This is a genomic window from Actinomycetota bacterium (genome assembly GCA_030774015.1).
In the GTDB taxonomy this organism is placed as follows: domain Bacteria; phylum Actinomycetota; class UBA4738; order UBA4738; family JACQTL01; genus JALYLZ01.
Genome location: JALYLZ010000151.1, coordinates 1 through 12,616, shown reverse-complemented (window position 1 = coordinate 12,616; position 12,616 = coordinate 1). Strand labels below are relative to the sequence as shown.

Here is a 12,616-nt window from a genome sequence, read left to right as displayed (position 1 = left end):
AACACGAAGAACGCGAGGGGGCGGCGCCGTGCCCGGCGGGGGGGCGAATCCGGGCGCGACGCCGGCGACGGGCGGCGAGGGGGGGAAGGGGGGATTCGCCGCACCGTACGAGTACGAATACGAGATGGGACATGCGCGGGCGCCGTTCGTCTTCCGGGACCCGGCCTTGGAGCCAGGCGCCGCTCCTTGGGGACGGCGCTCATGCCGCCGCTCCCTCTGCGGCGAGCTCGGCCGCCCGGAGCCGGGCGCTGCGGGCCCGGGGGTTGCGGGCGACCTCGGCCTGGGCCGGCCGGAGGGGCTTGCGGGTCAGCACGCGCAGGGACGGCTCCGCGATGAGGAACCGCTTCACGATGCGGTCCTCCAGCGAGTGGTACGCGATGGCCACGACGCGGCCACCGGGAGCGAGGAGCCCCACCGCTCGAGGCAGGGAAGAGGTGAGCTCCTCGAGCTCCCGGTTGACCACGATCCGCAGGGCCTGGAACGTCCTTCGGGCCGGATGGGCTCTGCCCGGCCGCCGTCCCACCGCCCCGGCCACGATGCCGGCCAGCTGGTCCGTGGTCTCGATGGGCCGGCGGGACCGGGCCCGCACGATCGCCCCGGCGATGCGGCGGGACTGCCGCTCCTCCCCGTACTCGAACACGATCCGGGCCAGCTCCTCCTCGGGGAGCTCGTTCACCAAGTCGGCGGCGGTGGGGCCGTCGCCGCCCATGCGCATGTCGAGCGGCCCGTCCACCCGGTACCCGAACCCTCGCTCGGCCCGGTCGAGCTGCATGGAGGACACGCCGAGGTCGTACAGGACGCCGTCGAACCGCTCCCCGGGCGGCTCGGAGAACGTCCCCACCACGCCCTGGAATCGGTCCGCGAACGGGGCCAGCCGTCGCTCGGCCAGCGCGACCGCGTCGGGGTCGCGGTCCAGGCCGACCACACGGCGCACCCCCGCCTGAAGCATGGCCTCCGCGTGCCCGCCCGCTCCCACCGTCATGTCCAGCACCGCGCCCCTTCCGCCGAGGAGGTCCACCACCTCGGCCACCATGACCGGCCGATGGGCCGGCGGATCCGCCGAAGCGGCGTCGTCCCCGGCCACATCCCTAGCCCAGCACCCGCACGGCCAGCAGCCCGAGCCCCAGGAAGGCGGACAGCGTCGCCGCGAACCCCGCCACCAGCCACAGGCTCTGTCCCAGCTCCTTGCCCACGGACTGCTGCCACCTCATGGCCTCGGCCCGCTCCAGGTCCGTCATTCCCGACTCCTTCCCGGGGAGAGGTCGCCTTCCTGGAAGTTCGTCGAGTACCGCTCCAGGTACCGGTCCCACTCGTCCCCGTCCCACACCTCCAGGCGGCTTCGGACGCCCACCACGACGGCCTCCTTGCCGATCCCCACTTCCCTGCGGAGGCGCTGGGGAATGACCATCCGGCCCTGGCCGTCCAGCTCCACGGGATCCGCCGAGCCGAACGCGATGCGGGCGAAGGCCCGGTCGTCCCGGCCCGCCAGCGGCGAGTTGTCGATCGCGCCGCTCCACTGTTCCCATGCCTCGGCCGGGAACAGGTACAGGCAGCGGTCCTGGCCGAGCGTCATCCAGGCGCCCTCCGCGAAGACCTCGCGGAAGCGCTGGGGCAGCGACACTCTGCCCTTCGCGTCGAGCTGGTACCGGTGCGTGCCGGAAAGGACGGCCACGCGCGCTCCCCTTCTCCTCCACTAAGAGCCACTGTTATGCCACCAACACTCCACTCAGTCAAGGTGGAAGAGCAAACTCTCGTCAAAAGTTGTGCACTGTTGTTCGCCAGAGTGACGAGCGGAGGAGCTACGGGCAGCGGGACAGGGCGATCGGGCCGGCCACGCGGGCCAGGGTGAAGGACTGCCCGGCGGCAGTCCGGAGCACGGCGCGGTCGGGGTCCACCAGACGGATGGTGGCAGGCTCGGCCGGTTGATCCAGCTTCGTCCCACCCGTCTCGGGCTCCCAGTAGCTGGCGTCGAAGTCGACGGCCGGGGCGCACGGCGAGAGCAGCCGCACCGGATCGGTCCGCCCGGCGGTCGCCGTGGCGGACGACGGCGACGTCAACACGCGGACGCCGTGCGGGAGCTTGGGGGTCCCCCTGGTGGCCAGGTTCAGGGCCACCGCCCCGCCCACGGCCAGCAGGAAGATGCCGAGGACGACCAGTCGACCGGATCGCGTTCGCACGTCCACCGGGGGGTCGTTACAGGAGGTACGGCTCCCACTCCGGGTCGGGCCGGCCCAGGGACAGGCGGAACCCGTCGGATGGGAAGAAGGGCTTGCGGGGCAGCCGCAGCCCCACCTCGTGGGGGAGGCGGTTCTCCTTGCGGGAGTTGCACCGCCGGCACGCCGCCACGACGTTGTCCCAGGCATGCTCGCCGCCGCGGGACCGCGGGATGACGTGGTCGACGTTCTCCGCGGGCAGCCCGCAGTACTGGCACACCCAGCCGTCGCGAGCGAACACGGCCCGGCGGGTCAGCGCGGCGTGGGGCCGGAACGGGATCCGCACGAAATAGCGGAGGCGGACCACGGCGGGAGCCTGCATCTCCAGGCGTTCGGAGCGGAACACCATCCCGTTGGTGGCGAGGACCTCGGCCTTTTCCTTGAGGACGAGCACGACCGCCCTCCTCGCGGGGACCACGGCGAGTGGCTGTTCGGTGGCATTGAGGACGAGCGCTCTGGGCATAAGCCGACGCCAGCGAGTATAGCGGCCGACCCCGGCGACCTCGGCTCCGGCGGTGATTTCGCCGACGTCGGCGCACGCCGGCGCCCGCGCTCCGGCCGGCGCTCGGGTCTGCGCCGGGTCCCGGCTTCGGCCCAGGTGCTTGACCCGGGCGAATCACAGGAGTGTAATTCGACCCGAAGGCGGCAGGTGGCCGTGTCCCGAGGTATGAAGGGCGCCTTTAAGCGAACAAGGGGCCGCGCGGGGCGTTCCGAGGTATGAAGGGGCACGGTCCCGCCGCCTTCGTTCACTGCCTCGCCAGCGCCCCGCGCCCCCGACAGTCCTCCCAACGAATTCCATCGGAGCGGGCACGGATCGGCCCGTTTCACTGTCTTAGATTGGATGGCCGGGCAACCCATCGGGCCCACCCCGTGCGTATTGCTCGGCAGACCTGACCAACGAAGGAGCCGGGTAATATGGCCGAGGATCTGAGGCGGGAGGCGGGAGTGGTGGCGCGGGCGGAGAAGGCGGACTGGGAACGGTTCGCGTCCGGGTTCCGCACCATCGAGGAGAACGTCGAGCGCGTCATCCAGGGCAAGAACCGCGAGGTCCGCCTGGCCCTGGTGGCCCTCATCGCCGAGGGCCACGTCCTGATCGAGGACGTCCCCGGAGTCGGCAAGACCATGCTGGCCAAGGCCATCGCCCGGTCCATCGACTGCTCGTTCCGCCGCATCCAGTTCACCCCGGACCTCCTGCCATCCGACGTCACCGGCGTCAACGTGTTCAACCAGGAGCGGGGGGACTTCGAGTTCAAGCCCGGCGCGATCTTCGCCAACATCGTGCTGGCCGACGAGATCAACCGGGCGAGCCCCAAGACCCAGTCGGCGATGCTGGAGAGCATGGAGGAACGGCAGGTCACCGTGGACACCGTGACCTATCAGCTGGGGACGCCGTTCATGGTCATCGCCACGCAGAACCCCATCGAGCACGAGGGCACCTATCCCCTGCCGGAGGCCCAACTGGACCGGTTCATGATGCGGATCGCGCTGGGGTACCCGGCGGCCGAGGAGGAGGTGGGGATCCTCGCCTCGCACGGCTCCGGCTCGCTGCTCGAGACCATCGGCGCGGTGACCGACGCGCCGGGGGTGGCGGAGCTGTCGGAGATGGCGAAGGAGATCCACGTGGCGCCGGCCCTCCGCCGCTACATCGTGGCGCTGTCTGAGGCCACGCGGGCCCACCCCGACATGTACCTGGGGGCCAGCCCCCGGGCCTCCATCATGCTGCTGCGGGCCTCCCGGGCCCTGGCGGCGTCGGAGGGGCGCGACTACGTCATCCCCGACGACGTGAAGGCCCTGGCCATCCCGGTGCTGGCCCACCGGCTGATCGTGACCGCCGACGCCGCCATGAGCGGCCGTGGCGCCGAGAACGTCCTGGCGGAGCTGCTGGCGGAGGTGCCCATCCCGGTTCGAGGCGAGGCGTCGTGATCCTGCGGACCGCGGGGGAGCGCTAGCGGGCACATGCCCTCGGCCCGAGGCATCGTCGTCTTCGGGGCCGGGGTCGGGCTGTGGATCGCGGCCCGCCTCCTCGGCTCCCCCGACCTGCACATCGTGGCGGTCGGTGTGGCCGTCCTGCCCCTGCTGGCCGTGGTGTTCGTCCGCTGGAACCGCCACCGGCTCCTGGTGACGCGGCGCCTGTCGGCCACCAAGGTCATGCCGGGGCAGCGGGTCACGGTCGAGCTGGAGGTCGAGAACGACTCCCCGGTGTCGACCTCGTTCGTCCTGCTGGAGGACCACGTCCCGGCCTCGCTCGGGCGCCCCGCCCGGCTGGTGCTGACCGGGCTTCCCGGCCGGAACTCCCAGCGGGTGGGCTACTCGATGGTGTGCCGGACCCGGGGGCGATACTCGATCGGGCCGCTCCGCCTCGACGTGTCGGACCCGTTCGCGCTGACCCGGGTCCGCCTGGAGTACCCGGAGAAGGACGAGCTGGTGGTGTTCCCGGAGGTGGAGGACCTCCCGGGGCTTCCGGGGTCGCGGTTCGGATCGGGCAGCGGCGACTCCGCCAGCCGCCACCTGTTCCGGACCGGCCAGGAGTTCTACACGATGCGCGAGTACGAGGTCGGCGACGACCTCCGGCGCATCCACTGGCCCAGCGTGGCCCGCCGCGGGAAGCTGATGATCCGCCAGGACGAGGCGGCCCGCCGCTCCCTGGCCACGGTGTTCCTGGACACCCGGGTCTCGTCGTTCGGGCAATCCTACACGGCGCCGTTTGAGCGGGCCGTGTCCGCGGCCGCGACCCTCGGCATCCATCTGGCCCGCGGAGGATTCTCGATCCGCCTTGCCACCGGGAACGCCCGGGCCCGGGCGGTGACCGAGGAAGGACTGCTGGAAGCGCTGGCCTCCGTAGGGCACTCGCCGTCGGGTCCGCTCTCGGCCCTGCTGCTGACGCTTCGGACCAGCGCGGTGGCGGACTCCACGCTGGCGGTGGTCATCCCTCCCCCACCGCCGCCCGAGGTGGCGTCGCTGACCCGGGTGGGGGCCGCGTTCGGCCCCAAGGTCGCCGTCATCGTGTATCCCACCGAGCCCGCCACCCTGCCACCCGACCGCCGGGCCCTGCTGGAGGGGCAGGCCACCACGGGGCGGCTGTCGCTGGCCCGGGCGGGGTGGGACGTGTTCGTGATCGGCCCGCAAGGAAGGCTCATCGACGTATGGCACGCGAACAGGAAGAAACTCCCCGCGGGCACCGTCTAGTCGCGCTCGGCGCGGTCGCACTGCTGTCGCTCGCGACGAGCGTCGCGTTCGGCCGGGTGTTCGCCGGGCACGTCCCGACGCTGAAGCTGGCGGCGGCGGCGCTGGGCTCGACGGCGCTGGCCGCGCTCATGGAGCGCCGCAGCTCCCTGCTGTCGGCCCTGGTGAGCGCGGCCGGCCTGTTCGTCGCGGTGGGGTGGCTGGTATTCCCCCACAGCCTGTACTTCGGGGTCCCGGCGGCAAGGACCGTGTCGGCCATCGGGCGGGCCATCGGCCACATCAGCCAGCAGGCCGCCACACAGGTCGCGCCCACTCCCCCGGTGCGGCCCCTGTTGCTGGCGGCGCTGACCGCGGCGTGGACGGCGGCGTTCTCCACCCACGCGCTGGCCATCCGGTCGGGGAGCCCGCTCCTCGCCGCCATCCCGTCGGTGGCCCTGTTCACCTTCGCCGGCATCGTGGTCGGCGACGGGCCCAGGCCGGCCTACGCCGCGTTCTTCCTGGTGGCGCTGTTCGCGATGCTGTTCTCGGACGGCCTCCGCCGGGTTCGCCAGTGGGGGCCGCTGCGGCCGTGGGGGGTCTTCGGGAAGCGACGACTGACGTCGCCCACCGCGACCCGCGGAGCCCGGCGGGTCACGGTGGCGGCCATCGGCGTGGCCATCCTGCTGCCGGGGCTCCTTCCCGGGTACCGCTCCGGCTCCATCCTGGACGTGGGGAAGGGCGGGGGCGGCGGCATCCAGGTCGACCCGCTGGTGTCGATCAACGCGAGCCTGAAAAACAACAATCCCGTTCCCCTGTTCCTGGTGCGCTCGCAGACCCCGCCCCTGACCTACTGGCGGTGGCTCTCGGAGGACCAGTTCGATGGGGTGAAGTGGAACACCCCGGATCTCAATGTGGAGCACGGCGTGACCGTAGGCTCCGGCGTCCGGCTCCCGACCTCGCCGTTCAACGACCTCGCCATCGGAAAGGACGGCTTCCCCCTAGCCGCCACGACCGAGGTCACGCAGGACGTGGAGATCCTCAATCCGCCGGGGCAATGGCTTCCGGCAGCCTACCGGCCAGAAGCGATCTCGCTCGCGGACGGCCAGAAGCTCCGCTACGACCCCACGATCGAGGCGGCCGTCCCCGACACCAGCGCTGGGATCCAGGCGGGGTTCACGTACCGGGTCACTTCGCGGGTGGTCGACCCGTCCTTCAGCCAGCTCGACAAGGTCACCTACGACCTCTCCGACCCGGCGCTCCGGCGGTTCACACAGCTCCCCGACCGGACCCTCCGGGAGATGCAGCCATTGGCGGACCAGATCGCCGCGGGCCAACCCACGCCGTACCGCCAGGTTCTGGCCATCCAGAACTACTTCACGCGGTCCGGCCTGTTCACCTACGACACGCACGTGCCCGGTCGCAACGACACCGACTTCCTGGTCCGGTTCATCGCGACGACCCGCAGAGGCTTCTGCCAGCAGTTCGCCACGGCGATGGCGGTGCTGGTCCGGGCTCTCGGGTACCCAGCGCGGATCGCCGTGGGATACACCCCTGGGACGTTCGACCCGTCGGTCAACGCCTACCGGGTGACCAGCGCGAACGCGCACGCGTGGGTGGAGGTGCTGTTCCCCGGCTACGGGTGGCTGCCGTTCGAGCCCACGCCGGGCCCGGGCAACCCGCTCGAGCCGGGCTACTTCAACCCCCCGGTGAAGGCCACAGACGGTAGCGCGGGGTGCGACGACCGGACCACCCAGCAGCACGACTGCACGCGGGCCGGCGGGACCACCACGAACGGCCAGCCCTCGAACCAGCAGGACGCCAACCGGCCCGTGGGCGGGGCGCCGCCGGGGAACATTCCGCTCCTGACGACGGTCCCCGGGCATCATCGACACCGGTCCCACCCCACATCGTTGAAGCTGCTGGCGCTGCTGGCCCTCGCGGCCCTGGTCGGTGCGGTGCTCGTGCTCCTGCCGATCGCCAAGCTGGTGGGGCGGCGGGTCCGGCTTCGGCGAGCCCACTCGCCCCGAGAGGTGGTCCTGGCGGTGTACGACGTGTTCTCGAGCCGGGCTGCCGACCTCGGGCTGGGCCGGGATCCCGGAGAGACGCTGTGGGAGTACGACCTCAGGATCCGCCGAGACGTCCGGTTCTCCGACGGCCACCTGGACCGGCTGACCGGGATGGCGGGGCGAGCGGCCTACGCGGGGGGCGCTGTCACCGAGAACCAGGCCCGCGAGGCGGGGCAGGACGCCCGGGCCGCCATTCGGGACATGCGCCGGGAGGCTCCCGCCTACCGCCGGATCGCCGGGTGGTGGCGCCCCAGCCTGTAGCCAGGGCTGCGGGCACCGGTGAGCTCTGAAGTCTGGGGGCCAAAGGCCTGGAGCGGGTGGCCAGGGCCGGCTCAGCCGCTGCGGGCCTCGCGCCTTGCTTCCTCCAGGGCCCGGATGAACCGGTCTCGGTCGTCCCGGAACTGGGCCACGCCGTCCCCCACGCTCCGGGCGATCTCGTCGATGGCCACGAAGAAGGCCATCTGCCCTTCCTTCAGCGCGTCGAGGAGCTCACCGCGCTTGCGGACCACCTTGAAGATGCTCACGCCGTCGGTGACGAGCTTGACCTCGGACAGGTGCTGATCCAGGCCGGCCTTCCGGTTCAGGTAGTCCCAGGCCCGCCGGATCCGCTGGAGCGACATGCCGCCGTCGAGGAGCGATCGCACCACCTTCAGGGCCACCAGGTCCCGGAAGGAGTACAGGCGCGGAACGCCCGGTCGTCCCCCCGTGCCCTGGATGGACGGCTTGACCAGGCCGATCTGATCCCAGTACCGCAACTGGCGGGCCGTGGTGCCGGTGAGCCTGGAAGCCTGATGCGACGTGAAGCCGTCCATGTACCCCTTCCCCCGCGAGCCCGTCTCCCCCAAGGACGCGAAACCAGTTTCGCGTTCGGACCAACGGCCGGTGCGAAGGAACGCGCGGTACCGATGAACCGAACTCGGGGGAAGCGAGGCGCTTTGTACATCGGCAGAACGGGCGTTGCAAGTGTGCGGCTAGAACCCTGTGCCCATCGAGGCAATGGTGCCGGTCGCTACGAGGACTTGCTCTGGGGACCCCGGAATCGCTCGGCCAGACGGGCCAGCATCGCCGTCACCGAGAACCGGCCGCCCCGCTTCCAGGACTGGATCTGGTCGCGCCCCATCCGCTTCAGGTAGTGGTACACGAGGAGGCCGGACAGCAGCATGACCACGAACCCGCCCAGGGCCAGGGCCAGGCCGATGTGGGGGACCAGGAACAGCCACAGCATGATGAACCCGGCGGCGAACGCCACGACCGCCCACCGGATCCGGCGGGCCAGGTGCGAGTACAGCGAGGTGCGGGAGACCGCGTCGGCCAGCCTCGGATCCTCCTCCGAGAGGCGACGTTCGATGTCTTCGAGGATCCGTTGCTCGTCGGGAGAAAGCGGCATTGGCTGACCTACTCCTCGCCGTCCTGATGGATCTATTCTAGGGCCTCGGTTCGTTCATGGGCAGACCCCGGACCGGATCGGGACTTCCGGGTTGGTTGTTCCCCTTCCGGACCTCGCTGTACCGGCGAACGTCCGAGAAGTGTGGCCGGCATCGCGGCGTCGCGCCCGAACCGGCGCTCGATGCGGTCCACCGTACGCTCCAGGTCGCCCCACCGCGTCCCCGCCAGCATCCCGAGCTGCTCGGCACCCGCCGTGGCCAGCCCCGAGGCCTGGACCCCCAGCAGGCGGATCCGCCGCCGGGCCCCCGGGAGGGCCCGGTACAGGCCCGACGCCACGGCGGTGATCTCAGCGGCGACGTCGGTGGGCCGGGGCAGGGTGCGGGACCGGGTGAGGGTGGTGAAGTTCGCCAGCCGGATCTTGAGCACGACGATCCGGGCGGCGTAGCCCTCCTTGCGCAGCCTCGCCCCGACCCGGCGGGACAGCGCCAGGATCTCGCGCAGGATCTCGTCGTCGTCGTCCAGGTCGCGGTCGAAGGTCTCCTCGTGGGAGACCGACTTGGGAGCCTCGTACGGCACCACGTGACGGTCGTCCACGCCGCGAGCGAGCTCCGAGAGCATCGTGGCGCGGGCCTCGCCCAGGGTCCGCGCCAGCACGCCGGTGGGGACGGCCGCGAGCTCCGCCACCGTGCGGATGCCGAGCCGCCCGAGCGTCTCCACCGTCTTCTCCCCGGCCCCCCACAGCGCCCCGACCGGAAGGGGATGCAGGAACTGGAGGATCCCGTTCCGGGGCACATGGATCAGGCCGTTGGGCTTGGCGCGGGTGGACGCCAGCTTGGCCAGGAACTTGTTGGGTGCCACCCCCACCGAGCACCGCAGCCCGAGCCGGCCGTGGACCTCCTCCCGGATACGGTGGCCGATCCCCTCCGGCTCCCCGAACAGCATCCCGGCCCCGCCCACGTCGAGGAAGGCCTCGTCCAGCGCGATGGGCTCGACCAGGGGGGTGAACGACAGGAGGATCTCTCGGAACCGGTTCGAGTACGCCTGGTAGGACTCGAAGTCCGGCGGTACGAACACGGCGTGCGGCGCCAGGCGCCTGGCCCGCACCGAGGGCATGGCCGAGGTGATCCCGAACGCCCGCGCCTCGTAGGAGGCGGACATGACCACACCGCGGGACCCGGTCCCACCCACCGCCACCGGCTTGCCCGCGAGCGACGGGTCCTTGAGCGTCTCCACCGAGGCGTAGAACGCGTCGAGGTCGACGTGCAGGATCGGCTCGTCGGGACGCTGCGGTCCGCGATCGCCGGAGCGCCTGCCGCTAGCCATGGTCGGGGTGGGCCAGGGCCGGAGCCTCCGTGGCGGGGGCGGGGACGGAGGTGGACGGGCCGGACCGGCCGAAGGTCCGCCCCACCCGCAGCCCGTAGAAACCGAACACGCTCATGGCCAGCGCGGAGCCGATCAGGTACGGCTGCACGGCGGCGATGACCCCGGCCAGCGCCGAGATTCCCACCGCGCAGGCCAGGGAGGACGTCTCCTGGAGCATGCCCACCACCCCGGTCACCCGCCCCACCATGTCCTCCGCCGTCACCCGCTGGATGAGGGCCTGCGACAGCGAGACGAACCAGGCGAAGGACACGCCGAATATGGCATTGCCCACGATGGCCACGCCGAACAGCGGCGTCCCCACGTACACCAGCAACCCGGCCGATCCCACCAGCAGCGCCACGCCGAGCAGGAGCACCTCCCGCCCGCCGGCCCGCTTCATCCGGGTCACCGCGAGCGCGCCCACGAACGCGCCCACCCCGTGCGCCGACCACAGGATCCCCAGCGAGTCGATCTTGCGGTGCAGCACCTGCTTCACGAACAGCGGCTCCAGCGTGATGAGCACCGTGATCAGGAACCAGGCCGAGCCGGCCAGCAGGAGGAGCGCGCGCAGCTCGCGGTGCCGCCACGACAGACGGAACCCGTCGGCCAGGTCGCGCCCGAAGCTGTTCTCGCTGCTTCCCCGGGGCCGGCGGTCCTCGATGGGGAACAGCAGAACCAGACCCACGCCGATGACCGCGAGGATGAACCAGTACGCCGCGCGGTGGCCGTACCCCTTCACCAGGTACCCGGACACCACCGGGCCGAAGATGACCGCGAACATCGAGGCGGTGTTCATGGTGCCGTTGGCCCGGACCAGCTCGTCCCGGTCCACTAGCAGCGCGGTGAGGGAGCCCCGCGCCGGGATGGCCGCCGCGGCGGCCACGCCGTCGATCACGGACGCCGCGTACAGCCACCCCACGGAGTGACCGACCATCGCCGGGACGATCGAGGCGATGGAAACGACCTGGCCCGCCACCACCATCCACTTCGGGCTCCACCGGTCGCACACCTGCCCGAGCGGCGCGGTCAGCAGCAGGAACGAGATCGAGAAGCTCGAGAACAGGATCCCCAGCTGGAACGCGCCGGCGTGGTACTCGAAGCCGGCCTGTCCCAGGATGGCCAGGAAGAAGGCCCAGAACCCGAGCTGCGAGATGCCGTAGGAGGCCACCAGCCAGGCGAACGGACGGTTGGCCAGCAGCCGCCGGGGCGGCGGTGCCGCGCTGTGCGGGAACGGCGGCTCCAGCAGGGCCTCCTTGGCCTGCCGGCGGGCCCGGTCCCGCTCGTCGTAGCGTTCCTGCATCCCACCACCCCATGGGTCGGTGTCACCAGCCGGCGGACCCCCCGCTGGCATGCCACAGCTTGCGCGGTGGACGAGAGGCGTCGCCGGGTCGCGCGGCTTCACGGCGGGCCCGGTGGAGCGCGGCGAGGTCGAAGACCTCATCGGCGATGATACTGACCCCCCGGACCCCCGTCCGCCGGAGCCTCCCCCGCACCGCCAGGACGAAGGAGTGGAACACCGTCCTGGCGCAGGTCTCCTGGACCCGCTCGAACACGGTCACGTCGACCGGCCCGGTGGCGTCGTCCAGGGTCAGGAAGATGATTCGCTGGCCCGAGCGGACCGCCGGGGTCTGCGACGCCACCTTCACCCCCGCCACCGTGACCACGGCGTCGCTCCGGAGCTTCCACAGGTCCCGGGAACGCGTCACGCCGATCTCCTTCAACAACGGCTCGTAGAACGTCATGAGGTGCCGGGAGGCGTCCATCTCGATCACCTCGAGCTCGGCCCGGACCCGCTCGGCGTCGGTGTACTCACGGAGGCCGGGGGGCTCGGGGTCCTCCAGCGACAGCGTGAGCTGCTCCCCCACCCGCTCGGCCGGCGCCACCATGGCCGCGTACAGCCGGTCCCGCCGGCTCCCCTTCGGCAGCGCGTCGAACCCCCCCGCGTGGGCCAGCCGCTCCACCACCGGCCGCGACACCTCCGCCCGCCGGATGAAATCGCGGACATCGCGGAACGCTCGTTCGGCCCGCGCCTCCAGGATCGACCGGACCTCGACCCCCGAGATCCCGTGCACGTCCTTGAGCGCGAGCCGGATGCCGTAGATCGGGAAAGCATCCGAGGAGTGCTCGTCGGAGAAGCCGTCGGAGAGGGCTCCTGAGGTGACTTCGGTGGCGACCCCGGTGACCAACCCCTCTGGGCCCTGCAACGGCACCCCGCCGCTCGGATCGCTTGCAGGCGGGGCCGCGGGGGCGGTGGGGGGACCGCAGAGGAACGCGTCAGGGGCCGCAGGGATCGCACGGCGTCCCCCGCTCGCGTTCCGGGAGCGGTGGGTCCCGGGCCCCCGCGGCAGCCGCCGCCCCGCTGAGACGTGACGGTTTTCGAGGTTTTCGAGCGGAGGCGGAGTCGAGGCGACCGAGCGGGAGCGAGGG

Annotated in this window: 13 protein-coding genes; 3 read left to right on the top strand and 10 right to left on the bottom strand. The window is 71.6% G+C overall.

Features of this window, described 5'->3' with window-relative positions; all coding sequences use genetic code 11:
• Window positions 1-199: 199 nt before the first annotated feature.
• From rsmH to M3Q23_14990, 5 genes are all read right to left on the bottom strand, one after another.
• Window positions 200-1,033: a 16S rRNA (cytosine(1402)-N(4))-methyltransferase RsmH gene (gene rsmH, locus M3Q23_15010; protein ID MDP9343368.1), complete on the bottom strand. Its 834-nt coding sequence runs from the start codon at window positions 1,031-1,033 to the stop codon at window positions 200-202.
• A gap of 55 nt (window positions 1,034-1,088) precedes the next feature.
• Complete coding sequence (locus M3Q23_15005) at window positions 1,089-1,238, bottom strand: hypothetical protein (GenBank protein MDP9343367.1); 150 nt, start codon at window positions 1,236-1,238, stop codon at window positions 1,089-1,091.
• Window positions 1,235-1,672, bottom strand: coding sequence for a division/cell wall cluster transcriptional repressor MraZ (gene mraZ, locus M3Q23_15000; GenBank protein MDP9343366.1), 438 nt, complete (start codon window positions 1,670-1,672; stop codon window positions 1,235-1,237). Before mraZ ends, M3Q23_15005 begins: the two co-directional genes overlap by 4 nt.
• A gap of 127 nt (window positions 1,673-1,799) precedes the next feature.
• Window positions 1,800-2,177: a hypothetical protein gene (locus M3Q23_14995; GenBank protein ID MDP9343365.1), complete on the bottom strand. Its 378-nt coding sequence runs from the start codon at window positions 2,175-2,177 to the stop codon at window positions 1,800-1,802.
• Between the two features lie 16 nt (window positions 2,178-2,193).
• The gene (locus tag M3Q23_14990; GenBank protein MDP9343364.1) at window positions 2,194-2,676 is read right to left on the bottom strand and encodes an HNH endonuclease; all 483 of its coding nucleotides are present in this window, start codon (window positions 2,674-2,676) and stop codon (window positions 2,194-2,196) included.
• A 452-nt stretch (window positions 2,677-3,128) separates the two neighbouring features.
• On the opposite strand from M3Q23_14990, the gene M3Q23_14985 reads away from it, so the two are divergent.
• Genes M3Q23_14985 through M3Q23_14975 form a run of 3 tightly spaced genes read left to right on the top strand, consistent with a single transcriptional unit; the run spans window position 3,129 to window position 7,702 of the window.
• Window positions 3,129-4,136: a MoxR family ATPase gene (locus M3Q23_14985; protein MDP9343363.1), complete on the top strand. Its 1,008-nt coding sequence runs from the start codon at window positions 3,129-3,131 to the stop codon at window positions 4,134-4,136.
• 33 nt (window positions 4,137-4,169) lie between these two features.
• Window positions 4,170-5,399, top strand: coding sequence for a DUF58 domain-containing protein (locus tag M3Q23_14980; GenBank protein MDP9343362.1), 1,230 nt, complete (start codon window positions 4,170-4,172; stop codon window positions 5,397-5,399).
• Window positions 5,357-7,702 (top strand): DUF3488 and transglutaminase-like domain-containing protein, encoded by a 2,346-nt coding sequence (locus M3Q23_14975; protein MDP9343361.1) that lies wholly within the window; start codon window positions 5,357-5,359, stop codon window positions 7,700-7,702. The genes M3Q23_14980 and M3Q23_14975 overlap by 43 nt, the downstream gene beginning before the upstream one ends.
• Before the next feature lie 71 nt (window positions 7,703-7,773).
• On the opposite strand, the gene M3Q23_14970 is transcribed toward M3Q23_14975, so the two are convergent.
• From M3Q23_14970 to M3Q23_14950, 5 genes are all read right to left on the bottom strand, one after another.
• Complete coding sequence (locus tag M3Q23_14970; protein MDP9343360.1) at window positions 7,774-8,253, bottom strand: MerR family transcriptional regulator; 480 nt, start codon at window positions 8,251-8,253, stop codon at window positions 7,774-7,776.
• A 197-nt stretch (window positions 8,254-8,450) separates the two neighbouring features.
• On the bottom strand, window positions 8,451-8,828 hold the full coding sequence (locus M3Q23_14965) for a DUF3040 domain-containing protein (GenBank protein ID MDP9343359.1): 378 nt from the start codon (window positions 8,826-8,828) through the stop codon (window positions 8,451-8,453).
• Between the two features lie 32 nt (window positions 8,829-8,860).
• Window positions 8,861-10,150 (bottom strand): DNA polymerase IV, encoded by a 1,290-nt coding sequence (dinB, locus tag M3Q23_14960; protein MDP9343358.1) that lies wholly within the window; start codon window positions 10,148-10,150, stop codon window positions 8,861-8,863.
• Entirely contained in the window at window positions 10,143-11,489 is a 1,347-nt protein-coding gene (locus tag M3Q23_14955; GenBank protein ID MDP9343357.1) for an MFS transporter, read from the bottom strand. Before M3Q23_14955 ends, dinB begins: the two co-directional genes overlap by 8 nt.
• 22 nt (window positions 11,490-11,511) lie before the next feature.
• A complete protein-coding gene (locus M3Q23_14950; protein MDP9343356.1) occupies window positions 11,512-12,393 on the bottom strand; it encodes an OB-fold nucleic acid binding domain-containing protein in 882 nt (293 codons plus the stop codon).
• Between the last annotated feature and the right edge of the window lie 223 nt (window positions 12,394-12,616).

What these genes read in the sequence shown, in the direction of transcription:
- rsmH (MDP9343368.1), bottom strand. Translation starts at nt 1,033, where the DNA reads ATGGTGGCCGAGGTGGTGGACCTCCTCGGCGGAAGGGGCGCGGTGCTG.
- M3Q23_15005 (MDP9343367.1), bottom strand. Translation starts at nt 1,238, where the DNA reads ATGACGGACCTGGAGCGGGCCGAGGCCATGAGGTGGCAGCAGTCCGTG.
- M3Q23_14990 (MDP9343364.1), bottom strand. Translation starts at nt 2,676, where the DNA reads ATGCCCAGAGCGCTCGTCCTCAATGCCACCGAACAGCCACTCGCCGTG.
- M3Q23_14985 (MDP9343363.1), top strand. Translation starts at nt 3,129, where the DNA reads ATGGCCGAGGATCTGAGGCGGGAGGCGGGAGTGGTGGCGCGGGCGGAG.
- M3Q23_14980 (MDP9343362.1), top strand. Translation starts at nt 4,170, where the DNA reads ATGCCCTCGGCCCGAGGCATCGTCGTCTTCGGGGCCGGGGTCGGGCTG.
- M3Q23_14975 (MDP9343361.1), top strand. Translation starts at nt 5,357, where the DNA reads ATGGCACGCGAACAGGAAGAAACTCCCCGCGGGCACCGTCTAGTCGCG.
- M3Q23_14970 (MDP9343360.1), bottom strand. Translation starts at nt 8,253, where the DNA reads ATGGACGGCTTCACGTCGCATCAGGCTTCCAGGCTCACCGGCACCACG.
- M3Q23_14965 (MDP9343359.1), bottom strand. Translation starts at nt 8,828, where the DNA reads ATGCCGCTTTCTCCCGACGAGCAACGGATCCTCGAAGACATCGAACGT.
- dinB (MDP9343358.1), bottom strand. Translation starts at nt 10,150, where the DNA reads ATGGCTAGCGGCAGGCGCTCCGGCGATCGCGGACCGCAGCGTCCCGAC.
- M3Q23_14955 (MDP9343357.1), bottom strand. Translation starts at nt 11,489, where the DNA reads ATGCAGGAACGCTACGACGAGCGGGACCGGGCCCGCCGGCAGGCCAAG.